Here is a 17,323-nt window from a genome sequence, read left to right on the forward strand (position 1 = left end):
GCTTTAACCATCTCATTTGACTCAATATTTCCGCTCCGCCCTTAGGCTGTCCATCTTTGCGACCGCCAAGACGAGTTGGACCGGACCCATGCGTATTGTTGCCGTCCTTGCGATGCTGGCCATGCTGGCCACCCCTGCATCCGCCGCCTCCAAACGCGGCTTTCTCGACGCGATGTTCGGCCCCCCGGCGGGACTGGAACTGACGCGCGCCGCCCCCGCGCACCAGTTGCAGTACCAGACGCAATATGTGCGCCACCCGATGTTCCTGCGCCAGGTCGTCAACTATCAGACCCGTGAGACGGCAGGCACGCTGGTGGTCGATACGCGGCGGCATTTCCTCTATCTGGTCCTGCCGGGCGGCAAGGCGATGCGGTACGGGATCGGGGTGGCGCGGACCGGATTCGAGTGGAACGGCACGCACCGGATCACCGCCAAGCGCGAATGGCCGAGCTGGACCCCACCCGCCGAAATGCACGTCCGTCAGCCTGGCCTGCCCGCCTTCATGCCCGGCGGCCCCAACAACCCGATGGGCGCCCGCGCGCTCTATCTCGGCTCAACCCTTTACCGCATCCACGGCACCAACGAACCCTGGAGCATCGGCCAATCGGTCTCCTCGGGCTGCATCCGCATGACCAATGAAGACGTGATCGACCTTTACCGCCGCGTGCCGGTGGGCGCGAAAGTGGTGGTGATCTGATCCAATCTTCCAGGAAAAGATGGTACCGCCTCCCCGGATTGAACGGGGGACCTCCAGATCCACAATCTGGCGCTCTAACCAACTGAGCTAAGGCGGCACGGGGGTTGCGGCGGGCTAAGCCCTGTCCCGGAACGGGGCGGACCATAGGGCGAGCCGATGCGGATGACAAGTGCCGTTTGCCCCTATTAATGCGGTTTTTGCCTTTAACCATTATACCGTTTGGCAATCGCCCCGCGCCATTGGCCGATGGACCGGAGGCGGCGCGCACTATATTTAATAAATGATGAACCCGTGCGCCGACGGCGCGCCTACAACGAACGGAGCGAACGCCATTTCATGAGTGAAGCGTGGACCAGCCAGCCCCAGGCGGCGCGCGTATTGGCGCTCGCAACGGATTTGCGGCCGGCCTGGCTCTGGTCAGGGGACGGCACCCGTCTCGTCTGGCACAATCACGCAGCGACGCTGTTCGGCGCAAGGCTCAAGAACGGCACCTTGCGGCGCTGCGACAAACCCGTGCCGGTCAAGGGCCAGATTTCCCGCATCCTGCGGCTCGGGATTCTGGGCTATCCGATGCTGTCGCGCATGCAGTTCATCGCCGGGCGCAAGCCGCTTTCGGCCACTTGCGCCTGCACGCCGCTCGCGCTGGGCGAAGACCAGCCCATGCTGCTGGTGGTTGGATCAGACCCAATTACCGCCGATATTCTTGCCCACGATCCCGTTCCCCAAAACGGTACTTCGACAACAGAGGACACGCCGCAGGCGCAGGGCGAAACGCAAAGCCTTGGCGAACTCGTCGACCGGCTGGCCAGGGACGAGCGGCTGTTCGCACCGCTCGGAGAAGAGGACGAGGACGAAGCACCCGACGCGCCGCTCCCCGATGTGACCGGAACCGGAGACGCGTCCGACGACCTCGCCCCGCCTATCCGTGACAGCGACTGGGATCATGACGACCCGCTCGCCAGCGAGGAACAGGCTTTCACCGATGACTCCGCTGCCGACAGCACATCGGGCCGGAGAGGGCTCTGGCAGTTGACAGGGCGCGGGTTGACGACCGTTGCGGCAGGCCAGCCCGAGCCTCCTGCTCCCGAGCCGGACACCGAAGCGCTCGAACGGGTTTCACGCTACAATTTCGAGGAACTGGCGCGCATCCTCAACGACAAGATCGGGCAAAACGGCGAAGGTGATATCGAAGAGACCGAGCCAGCGCCTTCCTCTCCGGCACCCGCCAGCAATCTGGTTTCGCTCAGCGACGAGACGCTGGTGCTCAACCGCCTGCCTCTCGGCATCCTCATTTTCCGCGATCAGGACATCCTGTTCGCCAACCGGGCGCTGGTCGAGTTGACCGGCTATGGCAATGCCGCAACGCTGAGGACCGTGGGACTTGCAGCGGTCATCCCCACGACCGAAGGGGGCGAGCCGGCGGGTCCGGTCAATCAGCTCGTGCGGCACGATGGCTCGCGCGTTACCGTTTCGGCCCGGCTCAACACCATAAGCTGGCAGGGACGCAGCGCCATGATGCTCTCGGCCCGCGCCATCGATGGCGATGCGGGGCGCGAGGGCGAGATCCGCCGCTTTGCCGCCGATCTCGCCGCGCTGGGCGGCATCGGCTATATCGAGGCCGACAGGATCGGGCTGGTCACCGCCATTTCGGGCAACCGCGACATCCTGCCTGCCGGGGCGGAAAAAGGGGCCCGGATTTCCGATTTCGTCGCCCATGGCGAGCAGCAGGCGCTGGCGCGGTTCCTCGCCCTGCCCGCGCGGTTCTCGGAAACCTCGCGGCCAGCCATCGCGCTCAAGGGGCGGGTGCCCGGCATGGTGCTCAAACTTTTTGCACTGGGGCGTGCAGGAATCGTTTCGGGCTATGCACTCCTTGTCGAGCGGCAGACGCACCCAGCCGAGACGACCGGGTCGGTTTCCGCGGTCTTGCTGGCCCGGATCGGGCGAGAGCTGCGCCGCCCGCTCAACACCATCGTAGGCTTTTCAGAGTTGATCGCCTCGGAAAGTTTCGGACCGCTCTCCAATACCCGCTACCTCGAATATGCGCGCGACATCAACGCCGCCGGGACGGTGATTACCGACCTTGCCGACGAGATCGACGACTATGCGCGCATCGCCGAAGGCAAGCTCGAATTGACGCCGGACAATGTGGATCTATCGGCCCTTCTTGCCGACTGCCTCGTTCGCGTGCGCGGACAGGCGGGCATCGAGCGGGTCCTGCTGCGCAGCGCCATTTCCGAGCGGCTGCCGCTGGTGCGGGTGGATGCGGCCACCTTGCGGCAGGCCGTGCTCAACATGCTGGCCAGCGCCATCACCGATGCAGGCGAAGGCAACAAGGTGGTGCTGTCTGCCCAGCCGGAAGATGATGGGGCCGTCAACATCCATGTGCGCGATGCGGCGCGCGCGCCGGGAATTCTGGCCGACCAGTTCGTCGTCTTCCGCGACGGACTGGCCCGCGACGGCACTGCAAGGCAGCCGGTACGCTCGAGCATCGGGCTCACGCTCACCCGCACGCTGGTCGCGGTCAACGCATGCACGCTGGCGCTCGATCCAGCCAGCGAAACGGGCACGCTGATGACATTGACCATCCCCGCAACGCTCGTCGTGCGCTGACCGGCACGCCAGGCTGAACGCGCCCGATTTGTCCGGGAGAACCAGCCGGGCGCGTCCGAAAAGCCGTTCAGGCTTGGGGCTTTTCCGCTGTCTTGCGCGCCGTAGCCTTGGGGGCGGAGCGTTTCGCCGGAGCCCTGGAGGGCGTTGCGACGCCGTCCGTCACGGGCTCCCCCTCGGCGTCGAACCGGTGCACCAGCAGGTCGCCCTGGGGACCGAAGCTGATGGTCTGGCCGGCGTGGTAGGAGGCCTTGCCCTCCTGCCGCACGATCGCCGGCTCCTCGCCCCCGATATCGACATAGACGTAGCTGTCCGAACCCAGATTTTCCGAATAGATGACCTTGCCGCTCCACGCGCCTTTGCCCTCGAGTCGGATCTCAAGGTGCTCGGGGCGCACGCCCACGGTTGCCGCACCATATTTGGCGGCATCCTCGCCGGTGAGGAAATTCATCTTCGGGCTGCCGATGAAACCGGCGACGAACAGGGATTGCGGATGGTCGTAAAGCTCCATGGGCGAGCCCACCTGCATTACCCTGCCTTCGTTGAGCACCACGATACGGTCGGCCAGCGTCATGGCTTCGACCTGATCGTGGGTCACATAGACCATGGTGGTCTGGGGAAGCGATTCCTTGAGCTTGGCGATCTCCATGCGGGTGGCGACGCGCAGCGCGGCGTCGAGGTTGGAGAGCGGCTCATCGAACAGGAAAACCTCAGGGTTGCGCACGATGGCCCGGCCGATCGCGACGCGCTGGCGCTGGCCGCCCGAGAGCGCCTTGGGCAGACGTTCGAGATAGGGGCGAAGCTGGAGCATATCGGCGGCGGCCTCGACCTTTTCCCTCATCTCGGCGGCGGGCGTGCGCTGGAGTTTCAGCGAATAGGCCATGTTGTCGAAGACCGTCATATGCGGATAGAGCGCATAGGACTGGAAGACCATGGCGATGCCGCGCTTGGAGGGAGCGACGTCGTTGACCACCCTGCCCCCGATTTCGATGGTGCCCGAGGTAATCGTTTCGAGACCGGAAATGGTGCGCAGCAGGGTGGACTTGCCGCAGCCCGAGGGACCGACAAAGACAATGAACTCGCCCGACCGGATTTCGAGATTGATGTCCTTTAGAACCTCCACATTGCCGTAGCGCTTGTAGAGGCTGGTAATCCTGAGGTCAGACATGGTCCCTCCCTTGGGCCTTAGAGTGCCTAACAGAACCAGAGACATCCAAACCCCATAGTGGCCATCTCTGGTTTTGTTAGGCGCTCTTATTGTTCAGTTGCCTCGTTTGATCCGGCCAATATACGTGCCGAACGGCCCGAAGCTCAACCGCCCGTCTTCCAGCGCGGTATTGGTGCAGGGTGCGCCCGCTTCTTCGAGAAACAGCCCCGCCTGGGGCGTATACTGGACCGCTTCGGCGCTCATGTTGAACGCACAGAACAGCTCGTCCCCTTTAAGCGACCGGCGAAAGGCAAGGACTCCTTCGGGGGTATCGTCCAGCACATTGATCGCGCCGTCATGCAGAACGCGATTCTCGCGGCGGAAGCGCACCATGGCACGATAGACATGCAACATGGAGTTGGCGGCTTCCTCCTGCTGGTCGACGGCAAGCTGAAGATGCTGGGCGGGAACCGGCAGCCAGGTTCGGTTGGCCGCGGAAAAGCCGCCCTGATGGACATGGGCCTGCCAGACCATGGGCGTGCGGCACCCGTCGCGGCCCTTGAACTCGGGCCAGAATTCGATGCCATAGGGATCGGCCAGGTCCTCATAGGCCAGTTCGGCCTCGGTGAGCCCCAGTTCCTCGCCCTGATAGATGCAGACCGAGCCGCGCATGGTGAGCAAAAGCGCGATCGCCTGCCGTCCCAGCATGTCCTCGAACCCGTGCGGGGCCCAGCGGGTGATGTGGCGCACCACGTCATGGTTGGAAAAGGCAAGGCATATCCAGCCATCGGGGGCGGATTCGGCAACCGCGCGGATGGCGCGGGCAAAATGGTCCACCGAATATTCCCCGCCAAGAAAGTCGAACGTATAGCACATGTGCAACATGTCATCGCCCGATGTATATTGGGCCATGATCTCAAGTTGGTGCTGCGCATCGCCGATCTCGCCGACGCTGGTTGTCCCCGGATACTCGTCGAGCAGCGCCCGGACGCGCTTGAGGAACGCGATATTTTCGGGCTGACTCTTGTCGTAGCGATGATCCTGGAGGTTGTAGGGGTTCACCGCCGGGGCGGTCGAGGTGTTGAACTCCTCGGGCCGGACAGGGGGATTGGGTTCGAGCCCTTGCGAATGGAAATAGAAATTGACCGTATCGAGCCGAAAACCATCGACGCCGCGTTCGAGCCAGAAGCGCATCTCGGTCAGAAGCGCATCCTGCACCGCCGGGTTGTGGAAGTTGAGGTCGGGCTGGGCGGCAAGAAAGTTGTGCAGGTAATACTGCATGCGGCGGCCATCCCATTGCCAGGCCGAGCCGCCAAAGATCGAGAGCCAGTTGTTGGGCGGGGTACCGTCGGGCTTGGGGTCGGCCCAGACATACCAGTCCGCCTTTCCGTTGGTGCGCGAGATCCGGCTTTCCGAGAACCACGGGTGGCGATCCGAAGAGTGCGAGATCACCTGATCGATGATGACCTTGAGCCCGAGCGCGTGCGCTTTTTCGACCAGCCGATCGAAATCCTCGAGGGTGCCGAACAGCGGGTCGATGTCGCGATAGTTCGAGACGTCGTAGCCGAAATCCTTCATGGGAGACGTAAAGACCGGCGACAGCCAGACGGCATCGACGCCGAGGTCGGCGACATATTCGAGCCGGGAGGTGATCCCGACGAGATCGCCGATCCCGTCCCCGTTCTGGTCCTGAAACGAGCGGGGGTAGATCTGGTAGATGACGGCGCCCCGCCACCAGTTCGCATCGGCATCGGACCGGTCGGCCGGGTGCTGGGTCTGCATGGATTCGAGTGAAAAATAGCTCATGCCGCTACGGGACTCTCCAAAAAAGAAAATCGGCTTGATCGTTTCAGGCTTTATTGAAAACAGCGCGCTCCGGTGATTGTGGCAGGACCCGGCACCTGTTCCCGGGAGCCATCATCGGCAACCGCTGTGTGAGACTTGTCCCTCTCCCCCTTGAAAACGCCTGGCCGGGCGCATCCCTGCCCGCTCCCCAAAACGTTTTGGCAGTCCGATTGATACGCGTCCGCTTCCCTTTTCGTCAATGGGATTTGTGACCTCCGCGCGCTTGCTTTATCGAAAGGCTGTATGTATCGGCTAAAGCGTTTCCAGAACAAGTGGATACCACTTATTCTGGAAACGCTCTTGGAGGGTAACTCGCGAGGGGCGAGGAAGGAGCGGGTTTTGCTAACCCAGCATCATGAGAACAGCCGGGCGTTGGCGTGATGGTGCCGCAACCGCCCAGGCGCGCATCGCCGCGCGGGATGCGCAAGGTGACGATCAAGGATCTGGCCGCCGAGCTCGGCCTCTCGATCACCACCATCTCGCGCGCGCTCAACGGCTATTCCGATGTCGGCGAAGAGACGCGCAAGCGGGTCGTGGAAGCGGCGCGGCGCCTCGGCTACACCCCCAACCGCAACGCCCAGCGGCTGGTGACCAAGCGCAGCCATTCGATCGCCTGGGTCCAGTCCGATGACGACAACAAGTTCGTCGACCCCCATTTCGTCGAGGTGATGGCCGGGGTGCTGCGCGAAGCGCGGCTGAGCCATTACGACATCGTCATGACCAGCGAAACCCCCGAGCGCCAGATGGCGGCCTATGAGCGCTATGTCAGCGATGGCAGTGTCGACGGATTCATCGTCGATCTTCCCCAGCCCGGCGACCCGCGTATCGATTTCCTGCTCGATGCGGGCGTGCCCTTCGTCGTTCACGGCCGCGAGGGCTCGCAGGACCGCTATGGCTGGGTCGATGTCGACAATTACGGCAATTTCTACAATCTCACGCGGCTGATCGTTTCCAACGGTCACAAGCGTTTCGCCTTCATCAATGGCGACGAACGCTTTCTTTATGCGCTCACGCGGCGCCGGGCGGTGGAGGACGCGCTGCGCGACTTGGATCTGCCGCACGACACCTGTCTTTACCTGCGCGGTTCGCACCCCATGTTCGAGGCGGGCTATCAATTGACCGAACTGGCGCTGGGCGAGCCCGATATCACGGCCTTTCTTTATTCCTCGGTGCTTCTGGCCGTCGAGGGCCACTCGGCGCTCGGCCGCGCGGGCCGCGAGCCGGGGCGCGACGTGATGATCGCGGCGATGAACGACGAGCTGCAATATTTGCACCTGCCCAATGATGGGGAAAACATGACCTTCGTGCGCTCCTCGCTGCGCGCGGCGGGACGCGCGCTGGTCGCCGAAGTGATCCGCCAGTGCGAGCGCAAGAAGCGCAGCGGCACGCTGATCCCTTCCCTGTTCGATCTCGCGGAGGGGGTCGACCCCGCGGCCATCGGCGACAAGGTGCTGTTCGCCTGACATTTTCTCCTTCGCTTCCCCGGCGAAAGCCGGGACAGCGAAGGGAGGGGCAAAAAAGGCCGCCCCCAGGAGGGGCGGCCCTTCCCTTGGAGGAGGGAGGACTTTTTTTGTTCGTTCGGGTCAGCCGCCCTTGACCGAACCGGCGAGCAGGCCGCGCACGAAGTAGCGTTGCAGCGAGAAGAAGACGACCAGCGGCACGATCATGGAAATGAACGCCCCGGCGGTCAGCAGTTCCCAGTTGTTGCCGCGCGTACCGATGAGGTTGATCAGCCGTCCGGTGAGGACGAGTTGGCTGTCCTGCGAGCCAAGAAAAATCAGCGCCACCAGAAGATCGTTCCAGACCCAAAGGAACTGGAAGATGGCAAATGACGCCAGCGCGGGAAAGCTCAGGGGAAGCACCATGGTGGTGAAGATCTGGAAGTGGGTCGCCCCGTCCATGCGGGCGCTTTCCATGATCTCGCGCGGCAGGCCGACCATGTAGTTGCGCAACAGGAACACCGCGAGCGGCAGCCCGAAGGCGGTATGGGCCAGCCATACCCCCAGATAGCCCTGCGCCTGCCCGCCGAAGGGAGCGGCGATGCCGTTGTAGAGCCGCAGGATGGGGATGAGCGACATCTGGAGCGGCACGACCATCAGGCCCACGATCAGCGCCACGAGCCACCCCCGCCCCGGAAAGCTCATCCATGCCAGCGCGTAGGCGGCAAAGGCCGCGATCAGGATCGGCACGAGGGTCGCCGGGATCGCCACCGTCATCGAGTTGACGAAGGACTGGCCCACCCCGTCAGTGGTCAGCACGGTCACGTAGTTATCGAGCGTGAAGACGGGCGGTTCGCTTGCCACATAATAAACGCGCGGGGCGCCCGAGAACTCGAAGGCCACCGGCGAGGTCCAGCGGTAGGCCCCATCCTCGGACACCACCAGTTCGCCGCCCTGCGGCATCTCGATGACATCGCCCACGGCAAAGCCGCCGGGCTCGCGGCTGGTGATGCCTACCGCCTGCAGCGCCAGGGCGTCGTCGGTGAAAATATCGCCGGAGATGACGTAAAGCCCGCCTTCCTCGGCTTGTGTCGAAGCGGCGCCCAGACGCGAGGCGCCCTGGCTCTGGGAGGTTGTGAGCGCGGTCCACCACCCCGAAACGGCAAGCTGGTCGGCGTCGCGCACCGAGGAAATGAGCAGGCCTACCGTGGGAAACGTCCAGATCGCGACGATCAGGAGGAGCGCGAGATTGGCGATGATGCGCCCGATCCTGAGCCGGGCGAAAAAGCCCGGACGGTCTTGGGAGGTGGCGGCAGCCGCCATGGGCGCGGAGGTCGTGACGGTGCTCATCAGCGCGTCCCCTCTTCACGGTTGGCGTTGCGCACGTTCCAGATCATGATCGGCAGCACGGCCAGCATCAGGATGACCGCGATGGTCGATCCCCGGCCGAAATCGCCGCTGCGGAACATCCACGAATACATGAGATTGGCCAGAACCTCGGTCTGGAACTGCCCCCCGGTCATCGCAAAGACGATGTCGAACACCTTGAGCACGGTAATGGTGATGGTGGTCCAGACGACGGTGAGCGTCGGCACGATCTGCGGGATCATGATGGTGAAGAAGATCTGGACCTCGTTGGCCCCGTCGATGCGCGCCGCCTCGACGGTTTCCTCGGGGATGCCGCGCAGCGCCGCCGACAGGATCACCATGGCAAAACCGGTCTGGATCCAGATGAGGATGACCATGAGGAACAGCGAGTTCCACGGCACCATGGTGATCCAGTTCTGCGGCGGCAGGCCGAAGCCGGTGACGATGGCGTTGAGCACGCCGATCTGCTCCTGATCGGGCCCGCGATAGGCATAGACGAACCGCCAGATGATCGACGCCCCGACAAAGGAAATCGCCATGGGCATGAAGATCAGCGATTTGGCGATATTGCCCCACCACACGCGGTCGGCCAGCACGGCGATGACGAGGCCGAAGGCGGTCGACAGGGCCGGAACGATCAGCAGCCAGAGGAAATTGTTGATCAGCGACTGGCGGAACTGCCCGTCGCCGAACGCCCACCAGTAGTTGGAAAGCCCCACGAACCGGGAGCCGTTGGAATTGAAAAGGCTCAGCCTCACCGTCTCGAAAACGGGATAGACGAGATAGATGGTAAGAAACAAAAGAGCCGGGAACAGGAACAGCCAGGGCCGTACCGCCGTGCGGCGCTTGTCGGCCTCCGCCGATTCCGCAGCGTTATCGGATTTGAGGAATTTGTCGAGCAGCCAGTTGGTGCCCCAGAAATACGCCAGCGCGGCCGCAAGAGCGATCAGCACCGCCAGAATGGCGTTGAGAACCTGCACCACCATCGACCTCTCGCTCCCCTGCGGCGTGTTCCGCCAGCCACGTCGTTCATGAGATGGTTTTTTTCTAAAACCCCATGGCAGGCGGACAGCCCGCCACGGGAGAAAGTGTATCACACCCCTTTCGGGATGGGCAGCGTTGCCGCTCAGTCGATGGTGTCCCAGGCCGCCTGGATCTGGTCGGCGGCTTCCTGTGCCGAAAGGCCGTTGACGAAATCGACCATGCCGCTCCAGAACGCGCCGGCGCCGATCGCACCGGGCATCATGTCCGAACCGTCAAACCGGAAGGTCGTCGCTTCGAGCAGGATTTCACCCTGCTGGCGCAGCGCGTCGCTCGAATAGACATCCAGGTTCACACCCGAATGGGCCGAGAGAAACGCGGAATTGTCCTGGGCCATCCAGATTTCGTGCGCGAGCGGGGTCTTGAGATACTCGATGAACGCACGGGCGGCATCGGAATCGCGCGTGATGGACACGAGCGTACCCGAGCCGAGGACCGGACGGCCGAGTTCGGCGTGGGCCTCATAGGGCGGCAGATAGAAGAAATCGTAATCGACGCCCGCCTGCGTGTCCGCCGGGAACGAGGCGGCGATGAACGATGCCTGCTTGTGAAGGTAGCACTGAGGCGGAATGGTGAAGAGGCCCGCAGGGCTGTCACCAAAAGCGGTGGTCGCGACCGAGGCGGTGCCGCCGGCGACGTTGGCGTCGTCCTTCACGATATCGCCGAACACGTCGAGCGCGGCGACAACCTTGGGATCGTTGAACTTGAGTTCGTTGGTGACCCACGCGTCATAGTCTTCGGGCGCATTGATGCGAAGCATGATGTCTTCGATCCAGTCGGTCGCCGGCCAGCCGGTCGCCCCGCCCGATTCGATACCAATGCACCAGGGGGTGCCGCCATCGGCCTTGATCTGGTCCTGAAGGGCCAGCAGGTCCTCGAACGTCTCGGGCACTTCATACCCGGCCTCGGCGAAGTTGTCGGGCGAATACCAGACCAGCGATTTGACTTCCTGCTTGAAGGGGAAGGCATACTGGCGGACTTCGCCGTCCTGCCCCTCGAACTGGCCAAGCTCGGCCCAGGATTCGCCGGCGGCGTAGTTCTCGGCCAGCCAGTCGGTGGAGTCGGCACCCAGTTCGACCAGAGCGCCCTGGGAAGCGAAATCGGCCAGAAGGCCGGGCTGGGGAAGAATGGTGATGTCGGCGGGCGAACCGGCGGCAATGTCGATGCGGGCCTGCTCTTCGTAGTTGGGCGAGGAACCCAGTTCCACCGAAACGCCGGTCGTTTCCTCGAAATAGGACACGACGGCCGCCCACTGCGCGGATTCTTCAGGGCTGTTCCACGGGGTCCAGAACTTCAGCGATCCGGAAACATCGCCATATTCGGCCTCGAAGGCATCGAGCGAGTCCCAGCTGAAATCGCCCTCTCCGCGCGCGATGTCCTGAGCGAACACCGACGTGGCAGCCAGAGAAAGCACCAGAGCGGAGGCCCCGGTCAGTAGAGTTTTGTGCATGTAGTCCTCCCATGACACATGTAAGGCGCCGCATGAAGCGCCGAGAATGCCGCTTACGACTTCCAAAACGTTTTGGCAACCAAAACGTTTTCGCTGCAATTTGGAGCAACGCACTCGTCGTTTGACGGCAGACAGAAAGGTTACACAATCCCGTGTCGTTGCCAAGACAGTATCGCGCGGGCGGTTTGTTCCGTCTGGCGCGTGGCGATTGGCGTTGCTTGGGATTCCGGGAAACGCCGCCATTCTCTCCCCTCTCGCTGCCCCGGTGAAAGCCGGGACCCACAACGAACCCTCCATCCCGGCGGATATCGAGGCATGGCCCCGGCTCAAGGCCCGGGGTAGCGAAGGGACAGAGTTCGTTGAACCCTCACGCCACCTGACGGTTGGCGCCGGTGAGCAGTTCCTGGAACGCCCGGTATGAGGTCTTGGGGGTGCGCTTCTGGGTCTGATAGTCCACGTGGACCAATCCGAAACGCTTGGCATAGCCTTCGGCCCATTCGTAATTGTCGAGCAGTGACCAGCCGAAATAGCCGCGCACGTCGGCGCCCCGGCGCCGGGCGGCAAGGACCGCGCCCAAATGCGCGTCGTAATAGGCAACGCGGCGTGGATCGTCGACGCCTTCAACCTCCGCCATGCCGTTTTCGGTGACATAGAGGGGGATGGAGGTATAATCGGCGGAAATGCGGGTCAGGATGTCTTCAAGGCCCTGCGGGAAGATTTCCCAGCCGATATCGGTCTTTTCCAGCGGCCCCTCGATCTTGCGGATCGGGAAGGCGCCCCGCTCCGGATCGTGCTCGTAAAGGCCGCGCGTATAGTAGTTGACGCCCAGCCAGTCGATGGGGGTTGCAACCGTTTCCATGTCCCTTGCGAAAGCGTCGGGCATGTGCGGGGTGAAATGGGCCAGCACATCGGCGGGATATTTGCCCCGGAAGATGCCATCGAGATACCAGCGGTTGAAAATGCCGTCCCAGAGGCGAGCCGCCGCCATATCCTGGGGCTTGTTGGTCGCGCCATGCGCGATCTCGAAATTGAGCACGATGCCGAGATTTTTGCCGCCCACAGCGCGCATGGCTTCGATGGCCGTACCGTGAGCAAGCAGCACGTGATGGGAGGCGCGCGCCGTGGCGCGCACGTCGCGGTGTCCGGGGGCATGGATGCCGAGCATGTGCGAAAGAAAGGCAACGCACCACGGCTCGTTGATCGTCGCGGTGGAGGCAAGCCGATCCCCGAACCGCCGGGAGATCAGCACCGCATAGTCGGCGAACCAGCCGGCGATGTCTCGGTTCAGCCATCCGCCCCGGTCCTGGAGCGCGCTGGGAAGATCCCAGTGGTAGAGTGTACCGAACGGTTTGAGGTTACGTTCGAGCATGGCATCGATCAGCCGGTCGTAGAAATCGAGGCCGCGCTGGTTCACCTCACCCTTGCCCTGGGGCAGAATGCGCGGCCAGGCGAAGGAAAAGCGATAGGCATCGAACCCGCCATCGGCGAGAAGGTCGAGGTCTTCGGCATAGCGGTTATAGTGGTCGCAGGCATATTTGCCGCTGTCGCCATTGTGGACATTGCCGGGCGTGGCGGCGAACGTATCCCAGATGGACGAGCCCCTGCCCTCGGTCTGGCCGCCCTCGATCTGGTAGGCGGCGGTGGCCGCGCCGAACAGGAACCCTTCGCCGAAATCGGCGCGCTTGTGACTGAGCAGCATGGCGTGGAACTCCGCCCAAATTGTAATCGATTACAGCAAAAAATAGCAGACTCGCGGGTTTCTGTCACCATCCGGAATCCAGGAGGCGAAGTCAGGCTGCGGGGACTCTTTCCAGCATCGGCTGCAACGCGCGCGCGATATCGAGGAAGGCGCGGGCTTCCGGCCCCTCGGGAGCTGTGGCAACGGCGGGGCGCCCGGCGTCCGAGCCTTCCCTTATAGCCATGACGAGCGGGATCTGCCCAAGGAAGGGCAGGCCGAGTTCCCGTGCCGCCCGTTCGGCACCGCCATGGCCGAATATGTCGTAACGCGCGCCGGTGTCGGGGGCGATGAAATAGCTCATGTTCTCGACGATCCCGGCGATGGGGACGCCGGTGCGGGCCAGCATGTCGATGGCCTTTTTCGCATCGATCAGCGCCATGTCCTGCGGGGTCGAGACGATTACGGCTCCGGCCAGTTCCACCTGCTGGACCAGCGAGATATGGATATCGCCGGTGCCGGGAGGCAGGTCGACGACGAGCACGTCGAGTTCGCCCCAATCGGTTTCGCGCAGCAATTGCCGCAGCCCCGAGGTCGCCATCGGGCCGCGCCAGACCACGGCCTGATTGCCTGCCAGCATCGGCCCGATCGACATGGCCTTGAGGCCATGGACCTCGAAGGGGCGGAAGATACCGTCATCGCGCAGGGCGGGCTCGCCCTCGATGCCGAGCAGCTTGGGGATCGAGGGGCCGTAAAGGTCCGCATCGAGGATGCCGGTGCGCAGCCCCAGCGCCGACAGCGCCAGTGCGATATTGACCGAACAGGTGGATTTGCCCACCCCGCCCTTGCCCGAGCCGACCGCCAGAATATTGCGGATGCCGGGAACGGGCGTTTTGGGCGGCGGGCCGGGGCGCCTTCCACCGGCCGCGGCCTGGGCGGGCGGCTTGTCGCCGGTCAGCGACACCATCACCTTGCGCCCTTCCGCAATCGCTGAGATCGCCTGCTCGGCCGCCGTGCGCGCCGGGGCGAAAGCGGCTTCCATGCCCGGCGTCACCGAGATGGCAAAGGCGACCGCGCCCTTGGTGACGATGATGTCGGAAAGGCCGGGGAACTCGGCGAGCGAAGCGCCTCCGGGCACCTCGATGGCACCCAACGCCTTCATGATTTCAGCCTTTACGGCATCGTCCGCCATTCTCGACTTTTAGCCTTCCTTGCGGGATCGTGCTGGATTCCGGGAATAAATCCCGGAAGGACAATAGTGGTTTTGGCTGTATCCACCCCAACTTCTATGTCACCCCGGTATTTATTACCGGGGTCCAGGAGGATGCCCGCCACAAACGTCAGGATCAGATAATCGACTGCCCCGTGGACTTCCAATCCTTGACGAAGGCGTCGAGGCCCTTGTCCGTCAGCGGGTGGTCGGCCAGCTTCTTGAGCACCGCAGGCGGGATCGTTGCAACGTCCGCGCCGGCGAGCGCGGCATCGGACACGTGGTTGGCCGAGCGGATCGAGGCAGCGAGAATCTGGGTGTTGAAGCCGTAATTGTCGTAAATCTGGCGAATGTCCTCGATGAGCTGCATGCCGTCGAGATTGATGTCGTCGAGACGGCCAAGGAAGGGCGAGATATAGGTCGCCCCGACCTTTGCGGCGAGCAGTGCCTGGTTGGCCGAAAAGCACAGCGTCACATTGGTCTTGGTGCCCTTGTCGGTCAGCGCCTTGCAGGCCTTGAGGCCGGCGAGCGTCAGGGGCAGTTTCACAACGACGTTGTCGGCGATTTTCGAGAGCACGCCGGCTTCGGCCATCATGCCGTCATAGTCGGTCGCGGCCACTTCCGCCGAAACCGGCAGGCCGGGCAGAAGTTCGCAGATTTCCTTGACCACCTCCTTGAAATCGCGCCCGGATTTGGCAACGAGCGAGGGATTGGTGGTCACGCCATCGAGCAGGCCGATCTCGTGAAGTTCACGGATTTCGTTCACTTCGGCTGTATCGACAAAGAACTTCATTTTTTCTCCCCTTCCGGGATCATACTTTAGTCTAACGACCAAGATGGGTCATGGGCCGGTCGACTGCAAGGCGGTGGACCGGAATTTTGTCCTAAATCAGCGGGTCGCGCCGACAATGGCATCCGCGAGCCGCTGGATGCGCTCGTCGGCCAGCCCGGCGATGTTGATGCGGCTGTCATCGAGCATATAGACCGCGTTCTGCGCTTTCAGTTCGTTGACCGTCTCGACCCCGAGACCGAGCAGCGAGAACATGCCGCGATGCTCAGCCACGAAATCGAAATCGGAGCTATTGGAACGCGCGCGGATCGCGTCGGCCAGCGCCTGGCGGTTGGCAACCATCCGCTGGCGCATGGCTTCGAGTTCGGCCTGCCATTCGGCGCGCAATTCCTTGTCTTCAAGGATCGTCCGAACGATTTCCGCGCCGTGGTCGGGCGGTTGAGAATAGGCGCCGCGCACAATGTTGAGCATCTGGGAATTGGCAATGTCGGCTGCCGTCGCATTCTTGCCCGCGACGATCGCGCAGCCGGCCCGCTCGCGGTAGATGCCGAAATTTTTCGAGCAGCTCGTCGCCAGCACGAATTCGGGGATCGCCCTTGCGACGGCGCGCGCGCCATAGGCGTCTTCCTCCAGCCCGTCGCCGAACCCCTGATAGGCCAGATCGACCAGCGGGAAGGCGCCGGTCCGGGAGAGCGAGGCGACAACCTCGTCCCATTGGGCGGGCGTGAGGTTCGCGCCGGTCGGGTTGTGGCAGCAGCCATGGAGCAGCACGATATCGTCGGGCCCGAGCGTATCGAGCTTTGCGAGCATCTGCTCGAACCGCACGCTGCGGGTCGCGGGGTCAAAATAGGGATAGGCCTCGACCCTGAATCCGGCCTGTTCGGCCATGGGCTTGTGGTTGGGCCAGGAGGGATCGGAAATCCACACCGTCGCGTCGGGCCTGGCGCGCTTCAAAAGCGTCAGCACGATCCAGAGCGCACCGGTACCGCCCGGCGCCTGCACGGCACGCACCCGGTCGGCAGGCGCCGCGCCGGCCAGCGCCAGATCGACCATGGCGTTGCAGAACGCCTTGTTGCCGGCGACACCGATATAGGTCTTGGTCCTTGCCGTCGCGAGCATCCGCTCCTCGGCTTTTTTGACCGCCGACATGACGGGGGTGTCGCCCTCGTCGTCCTTATAGACGCCGACGCCCAGATCGATCTTGCCGGGCCGGTCGTCGGCGGCAATTTCGGCCATGAGCGCGAAAATCTTGTCCTGGGGTGCTTTGGTCAGGGTTTCGAACATTTGCTCTCTCGGGAAAAGACGGATAGGCGCGGGGCCTTTATAGTCCGTGCGGCCCGGTTTGCAATGCAATCATACGCGAAAACGAGCGCGATGTCGGGCGACCTCGAATTGAATACAGCGCTTCAAATCGTATCCCTGCGATGCTACCCGCTTTCAAACCATGAACACGTCATAACGCGTGGTCTTGCCCGCAATCTGGTGGCTGGGCCTGCGCAGGCCCTCGGGCGAGGCGGCGCGCAGGGGCCATTTTAGGACCACCCGCTGGCGCGCCGATTGGAGGGCGGCATCGATCAACTCCCGCTGGTCCGGATCATCGCCCACCAGCCCGCGCAGGACGCGCATTTCCTTTTTGACCAGCGCCGATTTTCCGCGCGGCGGGTGCATGGGGTCGACTAGAACGACCTCGGGGTTCAACCCGGCCAGAAGTGTGCGGGAATCGCCGTGGAGCAGCGTCATGCGCGAAATGATCGCGGCAAGTTCGGGGGAAGAATCCCCCGCGCGCGCCATCGCCTCGGCCAGCGCATCATGCACCGCACGGTTGCGCTCGATCAAGGTGACGTTTGCGCCCAGCGAAGCGAGCAGGAACGCATCGCGTCCCATGCCCGCCGTCGCATCGACGATGGAAGGCGTTGCCCCCTTGGCCATGCCCACCGCCCTGGGCAGCGCCTGTCCTCGCCCCTCCCCCCGGCGCAGCCGATAGCCGACGGTGCCGCCGATGAAGTCTATGGTGAGGGGAGCATCGGATGGCATGGTTCTCAAACCCGGGTCGA

Annotated in this window: 13 protein-coding genes and 1 tRNA gene; 3 read left to right on the forward strand and 11 right to left on the reverse strand. The window is 63.3% G+C overall.

Annotation, left to right across the window (positions count from 1 at the left end; translation table 11 throughout):
* Window positions 1-112 precede the first annotated feature (112 nt).
* Window positions 113-697 (forward strand): L,D-transpeptidase, encoded by a 585-nt coding sequence (locus DQG18_RS04995; protein ID WP_425454214.1) that lies wholly within the window; start codon window positions 113-115, stop codon window positions 695-697.
* 20 nt (window positions 698-717) lie between these two features.
* On the opposite strand, the gene DQG18_RS05000 is transcribed toward DQG18_RS04995, so the two are convergent.
* Window positions 718-794, reverse strand: a tRNA-His gene (locus DQG18_RS05000).
* A gap of 239 nt (window positions 795-1,033) precedes the next feature.
* On the opposite strand from DQG18_RS05000, the gene DQG18_RS05005 reads away from it, so the two are divergent.
* On the forward strand, window positions 1,034-3,307 hold the full coding sequence (locus DQG18_RS05005) for a sensor histidine kinase (RefSeq protein ID WP_157970005.1): 2,274 nt from the start codon (window positions 1,034-1,036) through the stop codon (window positions 3,305-3,307).
* A gap of 67 nt (window positions 3,308-3,374) precedes the next feature.
* Here DQG18_RS05005 and DQG18_RS05010 read toward each other — a convergent pair whose 3' ends face one another.
* Both DQG18_RS05010 and bglA read right to left on the reverse strand, forming a co-directional pair.
* Window positions 3,375-4,472 (reverse strand): ABC transporter ATP-binding protein, encoded by a 1,098-nt coding sequence (locus tag DQG18_RS05010; protein WP_116653131.1) that lies wholly within the window; start codon window positions 4,470-4,472, stop codon window positions 3,375-3,377.
* A 93-nt stretch (window positions 4,473-4,565) separates the two neighbouring features.
* The gene (bglA, locus tag DQG18_RS05015) at window positions 4,566-6,257 is read right to left on the reverse strand and encodes a beta-galactosidase BglA (protein ID WP_116653132.1); all 1,692 of its coding nucleotides are present in this window, start codon (window positions 6,255-6,257) and stop codon (window positions 4,566-4,568) included.
* 467 nt (window positions 6,258-6,724) lie between these two features.
* Between bglA and DQG18_RS05020 the strand changes: the two genes are divergently transcribed.
* Complete coding sequence (locus DQG18_RS05020) at window positions 6,725-7,759, forward strand: LacI family DNA-binding transcriptional regulator (protein ID WP_198669662.1); 1,035 nt, start codon at window positions 6,725-6,727, stop codon at window positions 7,757-7,759.
* 120 nt (window positions 7,760-7,879) lie between these two features.
* Here DQG18_RS05020 and DQG18_RS05025 read toward each other — a convergent pair whose 3' ends face one another.
* The 8 genes from DQG18_RS05025 to DQG18_RS05060 form a co-directional block, all read right to left on the reverse strand.
* Window positions 7,880-9,058 (reverse strand): carbohydrate ABC transporter permease, encoded by a 1,179-nt coding sequence (locus DQG18_RS05025; protein WP_116653380.1) that lies wholly within the window; start codon window positions 9,056-9,058, stop codon window positions 7,880-7,882.
* A gap of 26 nt (window positions 9,059-9,084) precedes the next feature.
* Window positions 9,085-10,086 (reverse strand): carbohydrate ABC transporter permease, encoded by a 1,002-nt coding sequence (locus DQG18_RS05030; protein WP_198669686.1) that lies wholly within the window; start codon window positions 10,084-10,086, stop codon window positions 9,085-9,087.
* A gap of 143 nt (window positions 10,087-10,229) precedes the next feature.
* Window positions 10,230-11,594 carry an ABC transporter substrate-binding protein gene (locus DQG18_RS05035; RefSeq protein ID WP_116653135.1) on the reverse strand — a complete coding sequence of 455 codons (1,365 nt, stop codon included), beginning with the start codon at window positions 11,592-11,594 and terminating at the stop codon, window positions 10,230-10,232.
* Between the two features lie 367 nt (window positions 11,595-11,961).
* Entirely contained in the window at window positions 11,962-13,293 is a 1,332-nt protein-coding gene (locus tag DQG18_RS05040; protein ID WP_211199059.1) for a GH1 family beta-glucosidase, read from the reverse strand.
* Window positions 13,294-13,384: 91 nt separating this feature from the next.
* Complete coding sequence (locus DQG18_RS05045) at window positions 13,385-14,461, reverse strand: Mrp/NBP35 family ATP-binding protein (RefSeq protein ID WP_116653136.1); 1,077 nt, start codon at window positions 14,459-14,461, stop codon at window positions 13,385-13,387.
* Window positions 14,462-14,615: 154 nt separating this feature from the next.
* The gene (fsa, locus tag DQG18_RS05050) at window positions 14,616-15,272 is read right to left on the reverse strand and encodes a fructose-6-phosphate aldolase (RefSeq protein WP_116653137.1); all 657 of its coding nucleotides are present in this window, start codon (window positions 15,270-15,272) and stop codon (window positions 14,616-14,618) included.
* Between the two features lie 96 nt (window positions 15,273-15,368).
* The gene (locus DQG18_RS05055; RefSeq protein WP_116653138.1) at window positions 15,369-16,553 is read right to left on the reverse strand and encodes an amino acid aminotransferase; all 1,185 of its coding nucleotides are present in this window, start codon (window positions 16,551-16,553) and stop codon (window positions 15,369-15,371) included.
* Window positions 16,554-16,706: 153 nt separating this feature from the next.
* Complete coding sequence (locus tag DQG18_RS05060; protein ID WP_116653139.1) at window positions 16,707-17,303, reverse strand: class I SAM-dependent methyltransferase; 597 nt, start codon at window positions 17,301-17,303, stop codon at window positions 16,707-16,709.
* Between the last annotated feature and the right edge of the window lie 20 nt (window positions 17,304-17,323).

Source organism: Pelagibacterium sediminicola (assembly GCF_003390885.1).
In the GTDB taxonomy this organism is placed as follows: Bacteria; Pseudomonadota; Alphaproteobacteria; order Rhizobiales; family Devosiaceae; genus Pelagibacterium; species Pelagibacterium sediminicola.